Below are 17,159 nucleotides of genomic sequence, written 5' to 3' on the forward strand. Positions count from 1 at the left end.
TGCCGAAACCGACCTGTCCCGAGTCCTGCCCTTGCGGGGGCGGGACTCGGGACAGACTGTCACGGATGAACCTGAGCGGCCCTTACTGCGAAACCGCCGCCAGAAGCGCGGCGTTGCCGCCAGAAGCCGTGGTGTCCACGCAGAGATGGCGTTCCAGGTGGAAGGCGGAGGCCGGGTTGCGGCCGGTCAGAAGCGGCAGGATCGCGCCCTTGCGTGCAGCCAGCGCTTTGCGCAAGGCGCGCGCAGCGGTGTCGTCTCCCCACCAGAGAACAGCGCCGAACCCCTCCAGCTGACCAAGCGCCTCTGCCGAAAGCGTGCCAGTCACCGCAACCGGTGCCGCTCCGGCGTCCCGCACCAGCGCGGCTTGCGCCTCCACGGCGGCACGTCCGGGGCCAAGGCAGAGAACCGGCGCGCGGGGCAGGGTGCTCAGGCGGTTCAACTCGCCGGTGGGACCGGGCATCTCGGTTTGCCGAAGGACAGGCGCTGCTTTCCGCGCTGCATCGAGTTCGGCTTGCAGATCGTCGGGGTTGGCGCCGGTCTCGAAGCTTTCGGTTTCCGTTTCGGCCGGTGGCACGGCGGTGAATTTCGGCAGGTAATCGGGTCCGCCCGCCTTGGGGCCAGTTCCCGACAGCCCCTCGCCACCGAAGGGTTGCGAGCCGACGACGGCGCCGATCTGGTTGCGGTTGACATAGAGGTTGCCCGCCGCCACCCGGTCCACCACCGATTGCACGCGGTCGTCGATCCGCGTGTGCAGACCGAAGGTCAGACCATAGCCGGTAGCGTTTATCCGGTCGATCACCTTGCTCAACTCCGCGGCCTTGAAGGTCGCCACATGCAACACCGGGCCGAAGATCTCCCGCCCGAGATCCTCGATGCCGTCCACCCGGATCACGGCGGGGCCACAGAAGCGGCCACCCGACGGCGCGGGCAGGCGGTAGATGAGCCGACCCTCCTCGGAGGCTTTTGCAATATGGGCATCAATCATAGCCTGGGCCTCGGCGTCGATCACCGGGCCGATATCGGTCGAGAGCTCCCAGGGCGTGCCCATTTGCAGGCATTGCATCGCGCCCTTGAGCATCTTCAGCAGGCTCTCGGCGATGTCTTCCTGCACATAGAGGCAGCGCAACGCGGAGCAACGCTGGCCCGCGCTCTGGAAGGCGGAGGCGAGGATGTCGCGCACGGCTTGCTCGGGCAGGGCGGTGGAGTCGACGATCATGGCGTTGAGACCACCGGTTTCGGCGATGAGCGGAGCGGAGGGGGCGAGGTTCGCGGCCATGGAGCGGTTGATAAGCCGGGCAGTATCCGTGCCGCCGGTGAAACAGACGCCATCCACACGCGCGTCGGAGGTCAGCGCCGCGCCGACCGTCTCGCCGCGACCGGGCAGCAATTGCAGCGCGGAGCCGGGAACGCCCGCCTCCAGTAGCAGTCGCACAGCGGCGGCGGCGATGAGCGGGGTCTGTTCGGCCGGCTTGGCGATCACGGCGTTGCCGGCGGCGAGCGCGGCCGAGAGCTGGCCGGTGAAGATCGCCAGCGGGAAGTTCCACGGGCTGATACAGGCGAACGTGCCGAGCGCAGGCTGGTCCAGCAACTCGATGCGGGAGGCGTAGTAGCGCAGGAAATCGACCGCCTCGCGCAGTTCACCCACGGCGTCCAGCAGCGTCTTGCCGGCCTCGCGGGCGGCAAGCGCGAAGAACAGGCCGAAATTCTCCTCGTAGAGATTGGCCGCCCGCCGCAGGGTGGCCGCGCGCTCGAAGGGGGCGGCGTCCCATGGCTTGGCGGCAGCCAGCGCCGCTTCGATGGTGGAGGCATCCGCCTCCACGACCGTGCCGACGATATCGGCCGGATCAGCGGGGTTCACGATCTCCAGCCCGTCGCCGGTATATTCGCGCCCGTCCACGATCGGGCCAGCCGCGAAGCGAGCGGTGCGGTGCGGCGCGCGTGCTGCGTCGATATCGGTTAGGTCGTCCGCATCGGTAATGTCCCAGCCGCGCGCATTCTTGCGCCCCTCGCCGAAGATATCGGCGGGATTCGTGACCGGCGTGGGGCGCGCGAGCGCGGCGTCGGCCTCGGCGAAGGGATCGCGGGCGACCACGCTGGCAGGCACGTCCTCGTCGACGATCTGGTTGACGAAGGAGGAGTTGGCACCGTTCTCCAGCAGCCTGCGGACAAGATAGGCCAGCAGGTCGCGATGCGCGCCCACAGGGGCATAGATCCGGCAAGCCGTCCCCTCGCGGTCCTTGACGATCTGGTGCAACCGCTCGCCCATGCCGTGCAGCCGCTGGAGTTCGAAGCTCTCCTTGTCCGCGCCCATATGCAGGATCGCCTCCACCGAATGGGCGTTGTGGGTGGCGAATTGCGGATAGATCCGGTCGGTCGCGTTCAACAGGTGGCGGGCGCAGGCGATGTAGCTCACATCGGTGAGCGGTTTGCGGGTGAAGACGGGGAAGCCTTCGAGACCGAGCACCTGCGCGCGCTTGATCTCCGCATCCCAATAGGCGCCTTTGACCAGCCGCACGGTAAAACGGCGGTCAAGCTCGTTTGCCAGCGCGACGATCCAGTCGATGGCCGCCGTGGCGCGCGGCCCGTAAGCCTGCACCACGGTGCCGAACCCGTCCCAGCCGGCCAGACGCGGATCGCGGGCGACGGCTTCGAACACGTCCAGCGTCAACTCAAGCCGGTCGGCCTCCTCGGCGTCGATATTGAGCCCCATGCCGGCATGTTTGCAGGCCAGCGTCAGGTCGCGGACGCGCGGTACAAGCTCGCGCATGACCCGGTCCCGCTGGCCGACCTCGAAACGCGGATGCAGCGCCGAGAGCTTGACCGAGATACCGGGATTGCGGCGGATGTCGTCGCCCTTGGCCGCCGGAGATATCGCGTGGATGGCTTGCAGGTAGGCGCGATGATAGTGCAGAGCGTCCGCCTCGGTGCGGGCGGCCTCGCCCAGCATGTCATAGGAATAGCTGTAGCCCTTGGCCTCCATCTTCGCCGCGCGCTTGAGCGCCGAGTCGATGCTTTCGCCGAGGACGAACTGGTTGCCCATCTGCTTCATCGCCTGCCCGACGGCGCTTCGGATCACCGGCTCACCGAGCCGCCGCACCGCGCCGCGCAGTGTTCCGGCCAGGCCCGGATGGCCGCTGTCCAGCACCTTGCCGGTCAGCAGCAGGCCCCAGGTCGAGGCGTTGACTAGATAGGAGGCGGATTTGCGCAGGTGAGAGGACCAGTTGGACGGCGCGATCTTGTCCTCGATCAGCGCGTCGATCGTGGCCGCGTCCGGCACCCGGAGCAGGGCTTCGGCCAGGCACATCAGCGCGATGCCCTCGTCGGTGGACAACCCGTACTGGGCCAGAAACATCTCCATCAGGCCCGGATCGTCGGAGCCGCGAATGGCCTTCACGAGCCCTTCGGCGGATTTGCAGATCGCCGCGCGATCCTCGGGCGAGAGCGCGGCGAGCGCGGTCAGCTCGTCAAGGCGGGCCTTTTCGTTCGGCAGGGTGAGGGCGCGCAGCTGTGCGCGGGCAGGGTCGAGCGTCTCGGTCATCGGGGTGGCCTGTGTAAATGAACTGCGCCATTCTAGCCTGTCCGGTTCAGGCGGTATGGCCGTGTTCTGCAAAATATGAGACGATTGAACTGAATTTTGACTACTTGTCAGGAATATCGCCTGCAATGCCACGCAATGCCACCCCGCTTGATTCCTTTGATCACGCCATTCTAGACGTGATCTCCACCAATGGCCGTATCGCGGTGACGGACCTTGCCCGCCGGATCGGGCTGTCGAAATCGCCCACGCAGGCGCGGTTGAAGCGGTTGGAGGCGGAAGGCTTCGTTCTGGGCTACCACGCGCTGCTGGATCCGATCCGGTTGGGACGGGCGCATGTGGCCTTTGTCGAGGTGCGGCTCTCGTCAACCAACGAAAAGGCGCTGTCGGAGTTCAACCGCGCGGTGCGCAATGTCCCGGAGGTCGAGCAATGTCACATGATCGCGGGCAATTTCGACTACCTGCTCAAGGTGCGCACCGCCGATATCGAGAGTTACCGGCAGGTCATGGCCGAGCGGCTCTCGACGCTGCCGCATGTTGCCAGCACATCGACCTATGTGGCGATGGAAGCCGTGAAGGAGGGGCAATTCTGAGTCCGCCGCGTCATCCGCCACATGTCTTCAGCACGGGATGGATCGCTTTGATCGTGCGTTTCTCGGCGATGCCGAGCGTGGCGCTGTTGGGGATATAGGCAAGCCGGCCGGCGGCATATTCGATATGCCCCTTGTCGTACCAGCCGCTTGGCGGGCCGGCGAGGATCTGGACATTCATCCGCCAACCCTCCGGCGTGGCCTGCGTGCTCTGCCGCAAGCCGGCGCTGTTGAGCTTGGGCAGGATGCAAGTGTAGCTCGGTCCGGGCCCGCCGCGGGTAACTTCCGCATCGGGCGACGCACAGGCGCCGAACAGGAAAATGGACAGAAGGGCCGCGCACCGCATGAAACGCCTCCTTGCTCGATCAGGCGCGCGGGGCAGGGCACGCCGTGCCGTAAGCCTAGCGCGTTAACATTTCGTTAGCATTGATTTTTGGGGATTGTGGTTAACGCACCTTAACGTACCGGGCAGGGGCCGGTCGTTCCACGCAGGATCAGGGAAGGCGCCACGGTCTCGTGGACGGGCGGCGCCTCGGGGCACGCAATCCGGTTCAAAAGCAGCCGCGCCGCGTCACGCCCGATCTGTTCCTTGGCCACGCGCACCGAGCTCAGCCCGGGATCGAAATAGACCGATTGCTCAAGGTCGTCATGGCCGATGATCGAGATGTCCTGGCCGACGCTGCGCCCCGCCTCGCGACAGGTCGACGCCGCCCCAAGCGCGAGAAGGTCACTGAAACAGGCCACAGCGGTCACTTCGGGGGCATGCCGCAAAATTCTGTCCATTGCTGCGCGCCCGACCTCCAGCCCCGTTTCCGGGACTTTCTCGACCATGGCTTCCGTCAATGCCAGCCCGTGTTTTTGCAGCGCTGCCGCGAAACCTTCAAAACGGGCGGCCGCTGTAGAGGTGTGCTGCCCGCCGCCGATCCAGGCGATGTTCCGATGGCCCAGCCGCACCAGTTCGTCCACGGCCAGCCCGACCCCGAGCGCATCGTCGCTGACAACATGATCGAAACCTTCATCCTCCAGCCTGCGCGTGAAGAAGACGGTCGGAAAGTTGTTCTGAACGATCGTACGCAACGTTTCCGGGCAGGTGCCCTCTACCGGCGACAGCAGCAGACCGGAGGACCCCTGTTCGAGCATCCGGCGGATGAAACTGTCCTGGATCTCGCATTCCTCGCGGGCATTGCACAGCAGCACAAGCTTGTCGGACTGGCGCAGCTCCCGCTCGATGGCGGTCAGGAATTCAAGGAAGACCGGATTGTGCAGGTCGTTGACGCAGATCGAGATATTGTCGCTCGTGCCCTGCCGCAGGCTCGCGGCCTGCCGGTTATAGATATAGCCAAGCTCCCGGGCGAGCGCCTTGATCTCCACGCGTTTGGTCTCGGAGATGCGGGGATGATCGCGCAGAGCCATCGAGACGGCAGAGACAGAGACACCGGCAGCTTCTGCGACGGTCTTCAACGTTATCCGCTTTTGCATCCCGGCTCCTTTGCGACCCGCCGCCCGGAACGGTGTGCATTGTCGCATGCGCTCAATCGTTTGACTTCATTCTTGCTCAAACGTTTCAGCGATGCTACCCCAAATCTGCCCGGGCTCCGGTTTTCATCTGGACAGACTCGCCAAATGCGACGGAAATCGGCGGGGTCGGGGACGTGATGAAACGTGAATCTTGGGAGGATTCCATGACCAAAGCCCTCAACCGCCTTCTGGGCGCATCTGCTATCGGCCTTACGGCGCTCGTCGCGACTCAGGCCGCTGCCGAGTGTGACTGGAAACCCGAACGCGCCGTGACCTATGTCGTGCCATGGGGCGCCGGCGGCGGCACCGATGCCAACTCGCGCATGCTCGCCAGCCTTCTGAGCCAGGAATTCGGCCAGCCCTTCAACGTCGTCAACCGCACCGGCGGCAATGGCGTGACCGGCCACTCCGCCATCGCGCGTGCCAAGCCCGACGGCTACACGGTTGGTGCCGTGACGGTCGAGATCAATACCATGCACTGGGTTGGCCTGACGGATCTGACCTATGAAAACGTCACCCCGATCGCGCTGGTCGATATCGTGCCCGCCGGCTTCACCGTCGGCAAGGACTCGCCCTTCAACTCGGTGCAGGAAGTTCTCGACGCCGCCAAGGCCGAGCCCGGCAAGCTGACCGGTTCGGGTACCTCGCAGGGTGGCATCTGGCACCTCGCGCTGGCCGGTCTTCTCAATGCCGAAGGCATGGACCCCGAAGCGATCCGCTGGATCCCGTCGAAGGGCGCCGCGCCCGCGATGAAGGAGCTGATGGCCGGTGGTGTGGACGTTGTGACCGTCGCCCAATCCGAAGCCAAGACGTTGATCGAACAGGGTGAACTGAAGGGTCTCGGCTACATGCATTCCGAGCGTATGGCTGCCCTGCCGGATATCCCGACCACCGCCGAGCAACTCGACTCCGGTTTCACGCTCGCCGCTTTCATCACTGTCTCCGGCCCCGAAGGCCTGGATAAAGAGATCGCCTGTTCCTACGAAAAGGCCGCTCTGAAGGTGATGGCGACCCCCGAATGGGCCGAGTTCAAGGCCTCCCGTGGCGCTGATGTCGTTCTGATGGGCACCGACGAGCTGAACGAATTCGTCAAGACTTCCGATGCCTCGCTGGGTGAAACGATCAAGGCGATCGGTCTGGCCAAGTAAGAACAGGACCAAAAACAAGAACACGACTGGCGTGTCCCTGTAACGCCAATCTCCCTGTCCGGGGCGGCAACTCCCTCTAATCCCTCTCGCTGCCCCGGACCTTTTCTCGCCAATAAGACGAGACCAGACCCATGATAAACAAAGACATAATCACAGGCGCCGTACTGATCGGCGCCGGCGCATGGTTTGCCTGGGAGGCGCAATCCTTCCCGACCATGGGCGGAATGACCTACGGACCGGGCCTGTTCCCCACCATCGCCGGGCTTGGCCTCGTCCTGTGCGGGGTGTTGATCCTGGTAACCGGGCTCATGCAGCCGGCGGTCGAAGAGGCCCCGGCCGAAACGGGTCCGAAATCGAACTGGCCGCTGATCAACGCGCTCGCCATCATCGCCAGCGTGGTCTTCTTCGCGCTCGGCCTCGACCCACTGGGCTTCCACGTGGTGGCGTTCCCCGTTCTGCTGGTCTTGCTGCTTCTGTTCCGCATCATCTGGTGGAAGGCGCTGCTGCTGGCGGTGTTCGTGACCTTCCTCGTCCACTTCATCTTCTATTCCTTCCTGCATGTGCCCCTGCCTTGGGGACTGCTGGAACCGATTGCCTGGTAAGGAGGCCGTTTCATGCTCACAGACGTCCTTCTGACGGTACTTGCCCCGAGCAACCTGATCATCATCGCCGCGGCCACCTTCTACGGCTGTTTCGTTGGTGCGGTGCCGGGGCTGACAGCCACCATGGCGGTGGCGCTGCTGGTGCCATTCACCTTCTTTCTCGACCCGATCCCGGCGATTTCGGCCATCGTGGCCACGACCACGACCGCGATCTTTGCCGGTGACATCTCGGGCACGCTGCTGCGCATTCCCGGCACGCCGGCCTCTGCTGCCTATGTGGATGACGCGCATGCGCTCTCACAGTCGGGAAAGGCGCGCACATCGCTCTTTGTCTCGCTCATCACCGCTGCCATCGGTGGCGTGATCGGGGTGATCATCCTGATGCTCGTGGCACCGCAACTCGCCCGCATCGCGATCAGCTTTTCCAGCTTCGAGACCTTCTGGCTGGCCTGCCTCGGTCTGACCTGCGCCATCTTCGTCGGCGGCGGGACGGTACCCAAGAGCTTTGCCTCGCTCTGCATCGGGCTGGCCATTGCCTGCGTCGGTATCGACGTGGCGGTCGGCCATCCGCGCTACACCTTCGGCACCTTCGACCTTCTGGACGGCATCTCCTTCATCCCCGCGATGATCGGTATCTTTGCCTTCTCCGAAGTGCTGCGGAACGTCCAGATCCTCGACAAACCGGCCGAAACGATCATCCACGCCACTGAAAAGGTCGGCGCGGCCCTGAAGGCCGCGCTCGCCGTGGTGTTCAAATATCCCAAGACGGTCGGAAGTTCCTCCGTGCTCGGCACGCTCGTGGGTGCGCTGCCCGGGGCAGGGGCCGATATTGCCGCCTGGATCTGCTATGCGCTGACCCGCCGCTTCTCGAAGAACCCGGAGAAATTCGGCAAGGGATCGCTCGAAGGCGTGGCCGCCGGCGGCTCTGCCAACAACGCTGCCATTGGCGGCGCCTGGACACCGGCGCTCGTCTTCGGCATCCCCGGCGACTCCGTCACCGCCATTGCCATCGGCGTGCTGTTGCTGAAGGGACTGACACCCGGCCCGCGGATCTTTGTGGACCAGCCGGAACTGACCTCGGCGCTGTTCGGCTCTTTCCTAGTGGCCAACATCATGATGATTCCGGTGGGAATTCTCGCCATCCTCGCCTCCACCTTCATCCTGAAGGTACCGCGCGCGGTCATGGCGCCGGTGATCCTGCTCTTCTCCATGGTGGGCGCCTTTGCCATTGCCGGCACCGTCACGGCGATCTGGATCGTGCTCGCGCTCGGCCTGATGGGTTACTACATGGAAAAGGTCGGCATCCCGCTCGCCCCCGCCATCCTCGGCATCGTGCTCGGCAAGATCATCGAGGACAATTTCATGGTCTCCATGATCAAGGCGCAGGGCGATCTGACCGCTTTCTTCGACAGACAATATTCGATGGTCCTCGGCATCATCACGCTTGGCCTCTGGGGACTGCTTGTCCTTCGGAGCATCCGTGAAATCTCACGGTCGAGGCCGCAAACAGAAGGGTAAGTGACATGAAAGGCAGGAATTGGCTCCGCGATCAGATCGCAGCTGGTCGTTGCGTGCGCGCGATCTGGCTTGACCTGGGGATTCCGTCCATTGCGGAAGCCGCGGTCTGGGCGGGCTGGGATTGCGTTGTGATCGACAACGAGCATGGCCCCGCGGGGCTGGAAACCACGATGCACATCATCCGCGCGGTCGAGGCCGCCGGTGGCCACGCCATCGTGCGCGCGCCCTGGAACGACCAGGTCTATCTCAAGCGCCTGCAGGAGATCGGTGCGAAGTCGATCATGATCCCCATGATCTGCAATGGCGAACAGGCGAAGGCGGCCGCCGATGCTTGCAGGTACCCGCCGAACGGCACCCGTGGCTATGCGGCACCCGTGGGGCGGGCGACGCAATACGGCACCAATACCGGCTACCTCGCGACCCATAACGAGGAAACCTTCGTGATCGCCCAGATCGAGCACAAGGACGCGATCCCAAATATCGCCGATATCGCGGCGGTCGATGGGATCGACATGCTGTTCCTCGGTCCCAACGACCTTGCGGGCACGGTTGGCCTTCTGGAGCAACTCGACAAGCCCGAGGCCGAGGCGTTGGCCGCCGAGACGGAACGCCGGATCCTGGAGACGGACAAGCTCATGGGCACGGTTTCCCGTCCGGCCTACAACCATGCCGAGTTGAAGGAGCGTGGCCATAACCTGATCGTGGGCGAGGTGGATATCTTGCTCATCATGGAAACCTTCCGCAAGGCGAATGCCAAAATGGCCGAGGCCCTCGGCGACAAGATTGCGGAAGCGGGCGAGACGAAAACCTACTGACAGGAAGTCCTGTCGACAGAGCTAGGGCTGTACCGCGTGGCATGGCCCTTGTTTTTTTGACCTGAAGTCGACCGTTGCTGGCTGGTGGTTTGAAGCGTTGCAAGTCAACAGATGGGTCAAACAGCCAACGCGACCTGCGCTGAACCGACGTCGAGCCAAGTCCGTCACTATGCTGGTCCTGCTCTGACAACGCGTGCCATCCAACCTCGAACCGGTTGTTGGTGGACGATACGGCGAAGGGCGCTGACGAGCCCATATCAGCCCATGAGGTTCAGATTTGGGCGGCGACAGCAGCCTTGTCGATGACAGACCAAACGCTCTGGATTTTTCCATCTCGGAATTCGTAGAACACGTTCTCATCGAACCGAACCCGTTTGCCGTTGACGGGATAGCCGAAGAACTGACCGATGGGCGTGCAGTCGAAGGCGAGGCGACTGGCGATCATTGGCGGATCACTGGCGAGATGGGTGAAATTGAAATAAAGGTCTGGAATCGCAAGGAAATCCTCGACGAGCATAGCCCGATAACCCTTTAGTCCGATAGTTCTTCCGTTGTACTCGACTTGATCGGCAACATAGCGGTGGAGGTTATCCCAGTCTTGTTTGTTCAAGCACTCTATATATGCCCGGTAGGCGCCTTTGATTTCTTCAGATGTCATGAAGCCTCCTTGGCCCCCTGGTCTTGCAGACGGAATTGAAAGTGTTCCCGCCCGCATTTTCGATAATCGAGTTGGCGTGTCGGGCTTTGCTGTACCCACAGCGATTGTCCCCTCAGTCGGTAAGGCATGCACCCCGTAAAGCAAGGGTGCCGTTTCGGCCTAGCGCCCTCAACCACAAAAAGAAAACGCCAAAGACCACGCCGCTTAATGCGGTCGTGGCCTTGCAGGGTGTGAACGGTCCTGTCCGGTCAGGGACAGGAAGGTCGCCTTAGCCGTTCCAGCTGCGGACGACGCCGCAGTCCATGTGCACGAAGTTGGAGCCGCGATAGGTGCCGACGCCGCCGCCACCACAGGATTTCGCAGCTTTGGCGACCTGATAGATCGAGCGGTTCCCAAGGCGAAGATCGGCTGCCTGACCCTTCAGGTGGAGGGAATTCTTGGCAACGCCGCGCGAACGCGAGCGGAGCATCGCATTGGTGGCGGGCGAGCGGTAGCCCGACAGGAGCATGTAGGGCTCCGAACTGTCGGTCAGGTTATGCGCGGCGGCCATGATGTCGATCGTCCGCGTGTCGATGGTCTTGACCTCGTTGCGACGCCAGTCGCGCATGAAAGCATTGATCTCTTTCAGCGCATCCTTGATGTAGCTTCCCTCGATCCAATAGATGGTGTCCATCGTCTCGCCGGTGCGCCCGTTATACATCTTCAGGCGGCGGATATCTCCCGCGCCCCGAAGGAAACCAGCTGCATTCGAGAATGTTGGCGCTGCCACAACGGCAGTCGCCGCGAACGCGGACAATACGCCACGTCGAGTAATGCCCTTAAGGGCTGACTTTTCTGTCATCGGTCCTTGCCTGTCCCGTTTCTCTTTCCGTTTCCGCTGTTTCGCGGATTTTTCACACCTCATCCCCAGGCGTGCCAGATTGATGCCACAAACCGATTCTCCTTCCAAGTGCGCATTTTGCACCGCAGCGCTGTGTGGCCGAAAATAGGCAGAAACCTGCTGAGAAAGCGCTAACAAGCGTGAATTTTTGGTTTCTTTCCCGGTACCTGCGCCAGCAAAGTGCAGGAAAGCCACATCTGCGGTGTGTCCCGGCAACAGCATTTGGGCAAGGATCGGTCCTATGACAGTTGTTCGTGGACTTGGCCCGCAGGCTCGTGGAAGCTTGGGAAACCTTGCAAACAGGAAATTTTCAAAGGACTTCCCATGTCGATCCTGACGAGACATTACCGCCTTGCGGCCATTGCCCCGGCATTGCTGGGGGCCCTGCTGTCCATCTCGGCCGTGCCGTTGCATGCTCAGGATACCGCCTTCCGGCAATCCGTGGCCGAGGCTTCCTATGGCAACGAGGCCGTCGGGGCCTTCTACCGGACGCGGAACTACGCGCCGATCTTTACCGGGGCCGAGGACGGACCGCGCCGCGCCGCGCTGCTGCGCGCGCTGCAGACCGCCGACATGCACGGCCTGCCGGCAGGCCGCTATGACCCCGAAGACCTAAAAGCGGCTTTTCGTGCCGCCAAGTCGCCGCGTGCGCTCGGCAAGGCCGAGGTTCTGGCGGCAAAGATGTTCGTGCAATACGCCCAGGACATCCAGTCCGGCGCCATGACCCCGCGCAAGATCGACAGCTCCATCGTGCGCGATCTGCCGCGCCGCGACCAGGTTGAACAGCTCAAGGCTTTCACCACGGCTTCGCCCGCGGGCTATCTGAAATCTCTGCCGCCGAAGACGCCGCAATATACCGCACTTCTGGCTGAGAAGATGCGCCTGCAACATACGTTGGAAAAAGGCGGCTGGGGCGCGGAAGTGCCCGGATCGGCGCTCAAGCCGGGCCAATCCGGCGATGCGGTCGTGGCGCTGCGCAACCGGCTCATTGCCATGGGCTATCTCGGCCGAAGCGCCTCGCAGCATTATGACGGCAACATGCAGATGGCGGTTCAGCAATTCCAGCTGGCGCACGGGCTGACGCCCGATGGGGTTGCGGGCGAGGGGACGATCAAGGCGCTGAATGTTCCGGCAAAGGAACGGCTGGCGTCCGTTCTGGTCGCCATGGAACGGGAGCGCTGGACCAATATTCCCAAGGGCAAGCGGCATATCCTGGTGAATATCCCGGAGTTTACCGCCCGTATCATCGATGACGGCAAGGTCAGCTTTGCCACGCGTGTCGTCGTGGGCAAGAACACGGACGGGCAGCGGACGCCGGAGTTTTCCGACGTCATGGAATACATGGTCATCAACCCGACCTGGAACGTGCCGCGCTCGATTGCCACCAAGGAATACCTGCCGCAGTTGAAGCGGAACCCGAACGCGGTCTCGCATCTTAAGCTGGTGGACTCGCGCGGGCGCACCGTGAGCCGGTCGGCGGTGAATTTCTCCAAGTACTCGGCCTCGACCTTCCCCTTCGCGCTGAAACAGCCGCCGTCGCAGCGCAACGCGCTCGGCCAGGTGAAGTTCATGTTCCCGAACCAGTACAATATCTACCTGCATGACACGCCTTCAAAGAGCCTGTTTGCGCGGGACCGCCGTGCGTTCAGCCACGGCTGCGTGCGCGTCGCAGATCCGAAGGATTTCGCCTATGCGCTGCTTGCGCTTCAGAGCGACGACCCCGAGGGATTGTTCAATGCTCGCTTGCGCACAGGGGCCGAGTCGCGCGTCAATCTCGACGTCACCGTGCCGGTGCACATTCAATACCGCACCGCCTTTGCCACGCCGAAGGGGCGGATGAACTACCGCGAAGATATCTATGGTCGCGATGCCAGGATCTGGGCGGAAATGCAAAAGGCCGGGGTCTCGCTGGAACTCGCCGGTAGCTGAGAGGTTTGCCGCTGTGGACGGGGGAGCCTCCGCTCTTGAAAGCGCTCCCCCCAAGCTATCTGAAGAAAGAGAACTTGAGCGCCTCTCGTGTTCGTCTTTCTCCAAATACCTCCGTTGGAGGCAAGATCCGCAGGAGTATTCCGGCGCCTGAACTCGCGCAACATTGATGTCCGCTGGAGGATCCCGATCTTCCTCGGACATTCCGGTTCGCCTTCAAGCAAATAGATGCACCTGCCAAACTGCGGTTGCGGTTTTTCCTCGCTTTGCTCTACATCTGCAGCCCAGAGCGAAAGGCGGGACGAGATCCATGCAACATTCCATTCAGAACATTGCCGATACATTGGGCGCCAAAGCCGTCGGGGATGCGTCCCTGACCATTTCCCGCGTTTCCGAACCGGCGAGTGCGGGACGGGATGCGCTGGCTATCGCGATGGCGCCGGCCTACGCGGAGGGCATCAAGGAGGGGGAGGCGCGCGCGGCGATCCTCTGGGACGGGGCGGATTGGGAGGCAATGGGGCTGGAAGCGGCGGTGTTGGTGTCGCGCCCCCGCTACGCGCTCTCCGGGCTGACGGAATTGCTCGATATTGGTCCGGAAATCGCGCCGGGCATTCATGAAACGGCGATCATCGACCCGAGCGCCGAGATCGGCGACGGGGCCGCAATCGGTCCGTTCGTGGTTATCGGGCGCGATGTCGTCATCGGCGTCGGCGCCCGGATTGGTGCGCATGTGTCTATCGGGGCCGATTGCCGGATTGGCGAGGACGCGCTGATCCATGCCGGGGCGCGGATCGGGCGCAACGTGCGCATCGGGGACCGATTTACCTGCCAGTCCGGCGCGGCCATTGGCGGAGACGGCTTCTCCTTTGTCACCCCGCAGGCCTCCGGCATGGAGCAAGCGCGCGGCGCGATGAGCGACGAGGTGGAGAATACGGGTCACCAATGGGTCAAGATCCACTCGCTCGGCGGTGTCGAGATCGGCGATGATGTCGAGGTCGGCGCCAATTCGACCATCGATGCCGGAACCATCCGTGCGACACGGATCGGCAACGGAACCAAGATCGATAACCTGGTCATGATTGCCCATAACGTGGTTGCGGGCGAGAACTGCCTGTTCTGCGGCCACTCTGGTGTTGCCGGTTCCTCGATTGTCGGGGATCGGGTGGTCATGGCGGGGCAATCCGGTGCCGTGGACAATATCACCATCGGCTCGGACGTGGTGATTTCGGCCGCCACCAAGGTGCTGTCCAACGTGCCCTCGGGCCGGGTTATGATGGGCTATCCGGCGACCAAGATTTCGAGCCAGGTCGAAAGCTACAAGGCCCTGCGGCGCCTGCCAAAACTGATGCGCGACGTCGCGGATTTGCGAAAGGTTCTTTCCAAGGGGAACGGCAGGGACTAAATGTCCCGCACGGCAAGAGCAGGGGAACCAGAAGATGGCCGAGAGCGTCAAGGATCAGGTGATCGCGATCATCGCGGAGCAGGCGGTTCTGGAACCGGGCGACGTTAAACTGGACTCCACGCTGGAGGATCTCGGCATCGACAGTCTTGGCCTGGTCGAGAGCATCTTCGCCATCGAGGAGGCGTTCGACATCTCGGTGCCCTTCAACGCCAATGAGCCCGAACAGAGCGAATTCGACATCTCGTCGGTCGCGGCCATCATCACCGCCGTCGAGGGGCTGGTCGCGGAGCAATCCGGCTCGTGAAACGCGTTGTCATAACGGGGCAGGGCACGATCAACGCTCTGGGAACGAACGTGCCCGAGACCTTGGAGGCGATGCGCGAGGGAAAATGCGGCATCGGTCCGTTGGAAATCCGCGATGTCGACCGGCTTGCCATCCAGATCGGTGGGCAGGTCAAGGGATATGACCCGGACAGCGAGTTCAACCGCCAGCAGATCGCCCTTTATGATCGGTTCACACAGTTCACGCTGCTCTCCGCCCGTGAAGCCATTGCCCAATCCGGCTTGAGCTTCGAGGGCGATCTGGCCGCGCGCTCCGGTGTCGTGCTCGGCAATTCCGGCGGCGGCATGAACACGCTCGACGACAATTACCGTACCGTCTACGAGGACGGGAAGAACCGCGTGCACCCGTTCGTCGTGCCCAAGTTGATGAACAACGCGGCCGCCTCTCATGTCTCGATGGAATTCAACCTCAAGGGGCCGACCTTTACTGTCGCCACAGCCTGCGCCAGTTCCAATCACGCGATGGGCCAGGCTTTCTATTTCATCCGTTCCGGCATGGCCGAGGTGATGATTACCGGCGGTTCGGAGGCGATGCTCTGTTTCGGCGGGGTGAAGGCGTGGGAAGGGCTGCGGGTGATGTCCAAGGATGCCTGCCGCCCGTTTTCAGCCAACCGCAACGGCATGGTGCAGGGCGAGGGCGCGGCGATCTTCGTCTTCGAGGAATACGAACACGCCAAGGCCCGCGGGGCCGAGATCATTGCCGAGGTGATCGGCTTCGCGATGACATCGGACGCGGCCGATATCGTCATGCCGTCGAAGCAGAACGCCGCGCGGACGATGACGCTGGCCATGAAGGATGCCCGGATCCGCCCCGAAGAGGTGGGCTATATCAACGCCCATGGCACCGGAACGGCGGCCAATGACAAGACCGAATGCGCAGCCGTCGCCGATGCGCTCGGCCATCACGCCAACGACCTGATGATCTCATCGACGAAATCGATGCACGGTCACCTGATTGGCGGCACCGGCGCAGTGGAACTTCTGGCCTGCACCATGGCGCTGAAGGACGGGATCGTCGCGCCCACGATCGGTTACGAGGAGCCCGACCCGGAATGTGCGCTGGATGTCGTTCCGAATGTCGCGCGCGAGGCCAGGGTCGATGTCGTCCTGTCCAATGCCTTCGCCTTTGGTGGCTTGAACGCCGTTCTGGCCCTGCGCCGGGTCTGAAGGCCAGCGGCTGATCAGCGGATGAGCGCGGGGCGATAACCCTTGTTTTCGGGATTTGCGACGACGTGTTTTCAGACCGCTGCGCTCGCCCATATTTGAAATCGACCAGTTCGCCACAAAGAAAACGCCGCCCAAATCGGACGGCGCTCTGCAAAGGTGGTCTGGATTTGAGCGGGTCGGCTCAGTTGCCGCCCTCGCTTTGGGCTTTGCGAACGGCTGCCTCGCTGGCCTTGTTCATCTCGGCGAGTTTGTCGTAGCCGGCGGTAAATCCGCTGAGAGACATCGTCAGGTTGACCTGCTGGTCGGGGGCGCGCAACGGAACGATGATTGCCTCGGCCTTGGCACCACGCTTGAAGGCCGTCACGGCGTCGGGGGCGAAGGGCACCTGGGCCACGCAGAATTGCGGCGAGCAATAGTTGAACTGGTGCTGGCTCTTGCGTCCGCCGTCGATCGACAGGGTCAACTGTTCGGACAGCAGGGTTTCCAGCGGTGCGTAGAAGGTGGCAACGGCCGGCGCCGGGCTTTCGGCGGGCAGTGTCACGACCTCGACGCGTACCGCAGGGTTGCCCTGGTCGAGAAGGATCTGGACCATGCGGCAGGGATCTGCTTCCAGCGTGGTGCGCAGGCACTCGATTTGCCAGTCCCCGGCCACTTCCGCGACATAGGGCTGTCCGAGGGCCTGATCGGCGGGCTGCTCCGTTTCAGCGGTGGCCGGCGCATCCGCGGCATCGGTCGGTTGGGAGGCTTCCGCTTCGGTGGCCGGTTGGTCCGAAGCCGTGTCCTGGGCGATGGCGGGCAGGGCGCCGAGAGTGGCGGCCAGGGCCACGCATGTCAGGCGGGAAGACGAAAGAAAGGTCATTTTCGCTGTATCGCTTCTTTGCTCGAGTTATCCTGATTGCTGGATGTATCACGGGTGCGCGGGCCTGTCAGCGGTCAAAGGCGCGGTGGGATCGCTTTGATGCGGATCTCCGGGGGGAGCTGGGACAGGTCATTCGGCGACCAAACAAAAAGGGCCCGGATGGACCCTTTCTGCGGGTGTTTCCCCGCGGTGATTTTTC

The 17,159-nt window shown here is 63.0% G+C and carries 15 protein-coding genes; 9 read left to right on the forward strand and 6 right to left on the reverse strand.

Translation table 11 applies throughout. The features are described from left to right. Positions 1 to 82 precede the first annotated feature (82 nt). Complete coding sequence (putA, locus tag AX756_RS06915; RefSeq protein ID WP_068309722.1) at positions 83 to 3,538, reverse strand: bifunctional proline dehydrogenase/L-glutamate gamma-semialdehyde dehydrogenase PutA; 3,456 nt, start codon at positions 3,536 to 3,538, stop codon at positions 83 to 85. 125 nt (positions 3,539 to 3,663) lie between these two features. Here putA and AX756_RS06920 point away from each other — a divergent pair, with 125 nt between their 5' ends. Further along, the gene (locus AX756_RS06920) at positions 3,664 to 4,128 is read left to right on the forward strand and encodes an Lrp/AsnC family transcriptional regulator (RefSeq protein ID WP_068309723.1); all 465 of its coding nucleotides are present in this window, start codon (positions 3,664 to 3,666) and stop codon (positions 4,126 to 4,128) included. A 10-nt stretch (positions 4,129 to 4,138) separates the two neighbouring features. Here the strand turns inward: AX756_RS06920 and AX756_RS06925 are convergent, their stop codons facing one another. Beyond that, entirely contained in the window at positions 4,139 to 4,471 is a 333-nt protein-coding gene (locus AX756_RS06925) for a hypothetical protein (protein WP_068309724.1), read from the reverse strand. Positions 4,472 to 4,581: 110 nt separating this feature from the next. Further along, positions 4,582 to 5,604 carry a LacI family DNA-binding transcriptional regulator gene (locus AX756_RS06930; protein WP_068309725.1) on the reverse strand — a complete coding sequence of 341 codons (1,023 nt, stop codon included), beginning with the start codon at positions 5,602 to 5,604 and terminating at the stop codon, positions 4,582 to 4,584. A 203-nt stretch (positions 5,605 to 5,807) separates the two neighbouring features. Between AX756_RS06930 and AX756_RS06935 the strand changes: the two genes are divergently transcribed. The 4 genes from AX756_RS06935 (at position 5,808) to AX756_RS06950 (ending at position 9,726) form a co-directional block, all read left to right on the forward strand. Beyond that, positions 5,808 to 6,791: a tripartite tricarboxylate transporter substrate binding protein gene (locus AX756_RS06935; protein ID WP_068309855.1), complete on the forward strand. Its 984-nt coding sequence runs from the start codon at positions 5,808 to 5,810 to the stop codon at positions 6,789 to 6,791. A 131-nt stretch (positions 6,792 to 6,922) separates the two neighbouring features. Next, positions 6,923 to 7,393 (forward strand): tripartite tricarboxylate transporter TctB family protein, encoded by a 471-nt coding sequence (locus AX756_RS06940; protein ID WP_068309726.1) that lies wholly within the window; start codon positions 6,923 to 6,925, stop codon positions 7,391 to 7,393. A 12-nt stretch (positions 7,394 to 7,405) separates the two neighbouring features. Beyond that, complete coding sequence (locus AX756_RS06945) at positions 7,406 to 8,911, forward strand: tripartite tricarboxylate transporter permease (RefSeq protein ID WP_068309727.1); 1,506 nt, start codon at positions 7,406 to 7,408, stop codon at positions 8,909 to 8,911. Positions 8,912 to 8,916: 5 nt separating this feature from the next. Then, positions 8,917 to 9,726 carry an HpcH/HpaI aldolase family protein gene (locus AX756_RS06950; protein WP_068309728.1) on the forward strand — a complete coding sequence of 270 codons (810 nt, stop codon included), beginning with the start codon at positions 8,917 to 8,919 and terminating at the stop codon, positions 9,724 to 9,726. Between the two features lie 271 nt (positions 9,727 to 9,997). Here the strand turns inward: AX756_RS06950 and AX756_RS06955 are convergent, their stop codons facing one another. Together AX756_RS06955 and mepK are read right to left on the reverse strand one after the other, a co-directional pair. Continuing rightward, on the reverse strand, positions 9,998 to 10,384 hold the full coding sequence (locus AX756_RS06955) for an ester cyclase (RefSeq protein WP_068309729.1): 387 nt from the start codon (positions 10,382 to 10,384) through the stop codon (positions 9,998 to 10,000). 268 nt (positions 10,385 to 10,652) lie between these two features. Next, positions 10,653 to 11,225 carry a peptidoglycan L,D-endopeptidase MepK gene (gene mepK, locus AX756_RS06960; protein WP_068309730.1) on the reverse strand — a complete coding sequence of 191 codons (573 nt, stop codon included), beginning with the start codon at positions 11,223 to 11,225 and terminating at the stop codon, positions 10,653 to 10,655. 363 nt (positions 11,226 to 11,588) lie between these two features. Between mepK and AX756_RS06965 the strand changes: the two genes are divergently transcribed. The 4 genes from AX756_RS06965 (at position 11,589) to AX756_RS06980 (ending at position 16,101) form a co-directional block, all read left to right on the forward strand. Further along, positions 11,589 to 13,193 carry a L,D-transpeptidase family protein gene (locus AX756_RS06965; protein WP_068309731.1) on the forward strand — a complete coding sequence of 535 codons (1,605 nt, stop codon included), beginning with the start codon at positions 11,589 to 11,591 and terminating at the stop codon, positions 13,191 to 13,193. A 307-nt stretch (positions 13,194 to 13,500) separates the two neighbouring features. Further along, a complete protein-coding gene (gene lpxD / locus AX756_RS06970; RefSeq protein WP_068309732.1) occupies positions 13,501 to 14,592 on the forward strand; it encodes a UDP-3-O-(3-hydroxymyristoyl)glucosamine N-acyltransferase in 1,092 nt (363 codons plus the stop codon). Positions 14,593 to 14,626: 34 nt separating this feature from the next. Beyond that, entirely contained in the window at positions 14,627 to 14,896 is a 270-nt protein-coding gene (locus AX756_RS06975) for an acyl carrier protein (protein WP_068309733.1), read from the forward strand. Beyond that, positions 14,893 to 16,101 (forward strand): beta-ketoacyl-[acyl-carrier-protein] synthase family protein, encoded by a 1,209-nt coding sequence (locus AX756_RS06980; protein WP_068309734.1) that lies wholly within the window; start codon positions 14,893 to 14,895, stop codon positions 16,099 to 16,101. Before AX756_RS06975 ends, AX756_RS06980 begins: the two co-directional genes overlap by 4 nt. Before the next feature lie 181 nt (positions 16,102 to 16,282). Here the strand turns inward: AX756_RS06980 and AX756_RS06985 are convergent, their stop codons facing one another. Then, a complete protein-coding gene (locus tag AX756_RS06985; RefSeq protein WP_068309735.1) occupies positions 16,283 to 16,960 on the reverse strand; it encodes an invasion associated locus B family protein in 678 nt (225 codons plus the stop codon). Positions 16,961 to 17,159: the final 199 nt, after the last annotated feature.

The organism is Aliiruegeria sabulilitoris, assembly GCF_001558155.1.
GTDB classification, from domain to species: Bacteria; Pseudomonadota; Alphaproteobacteria; order Rhodobacterales; family Rhodobacteraceae; genus Tropicimonas; species Tropicimonas sabulilitoris.

Bases quoted from the DNA above. Each gene is read 5' to 3' on its own strand.
- AX756_RS06940 (WP_068309726.1), top strand. From the start codon at position 6,923: ATGATAAACAAAGACATAATCACAGGCGCCGTACTGATCGGCGCCGGC.
- AX756_RS06930 (WP_068309725.1), bottom strand. From the start codon at position 5,604: ATGCAAAAGCGGATAACGTTGAAGACCGTCGCAGAAGCTGCCGGTGTC.
- putA (WP_068309722.1), bottom strand. From the start codon at position 3,538: ATGACCGAGACGCTCGACCCTGCCCGCGCACAGCTGCGCGCCCTCACC.
- AX756_RS06975 (WP_068309733.1), top strand. From the start codon at position 14,627: ATGGCCGAGAGCGTCAAGGATCAGGTGATCGCGATCATCGCGGAGCAG.
- mepK (WP_068309730.1), bottom strand. From the start codon at position 11,225: ATGACAGAAAAGTCAGCCCTTAAGGGCATTACTCGACGTGGCGTATTG.
- AX756_RS06945 (WP_068309727.1), top strand. From the start codon at position 7,406: ATGCTCACAGACGTCCTTCTGACGGTACTTGCCCCGAGCAACCTGATC.
- AX756_RS06985 (WP_068309735.1), bottom strand. From the start codon at position 16,960: ATGACCTTTCTTTCGTCTTCCCGCCTGACATGCGTGGCCCTGGCCGCC.
- AX756_RS06935 (WP_068309855.1), top strand. From the start codon at position 5,808: ATGACCAAAGCCCTCAACCGCCTTCTGGGCGCATCTGCTATCGGCCTT.
- AX756_RS06950 (WP_068309728.1), top strand. From the start codon at position 8,917: ATGAAAGGCAGGAATTGGCTCCGCGATCAGATCGCAGCTGGTCGTTGC.
- AX756_RS06925 (WP_068309724.1), bottom strand. From the start codon at position 4,471: ATGCGGTGCGCGGCCCTTCTGTCCATTTTCCTGTTCGGCGCCTGTGCG.
- AX756_RS06965 (WP_068309731.1), top strand. From the start codon at position 11,589: ATGTCGATCCTGACGAGACATTACCGCCTTGCGGCCATTGCCCCGGCA.
- AX756_RS06920 (WP_068309723.1), top strand. From the start codon at position 3,664: ATGCCACGCAATGCCACCCCGCTTGATTCCTTTGATCACGCCATTCTA.
- lpxD (WP_068309732.1), top strand. From the start codon at position 13,501: ATGCAACATTCCATTCAGAACATTGCCGATACATTGGGCGCCAAAGCC.
- AX756_RS06955 (WP_068309729.1), bottom strand. From the start codon at position 10,384: ATGACATCTGAAGAAATCAAAGGCGCCTACCGGGCATATATAGAGTGC.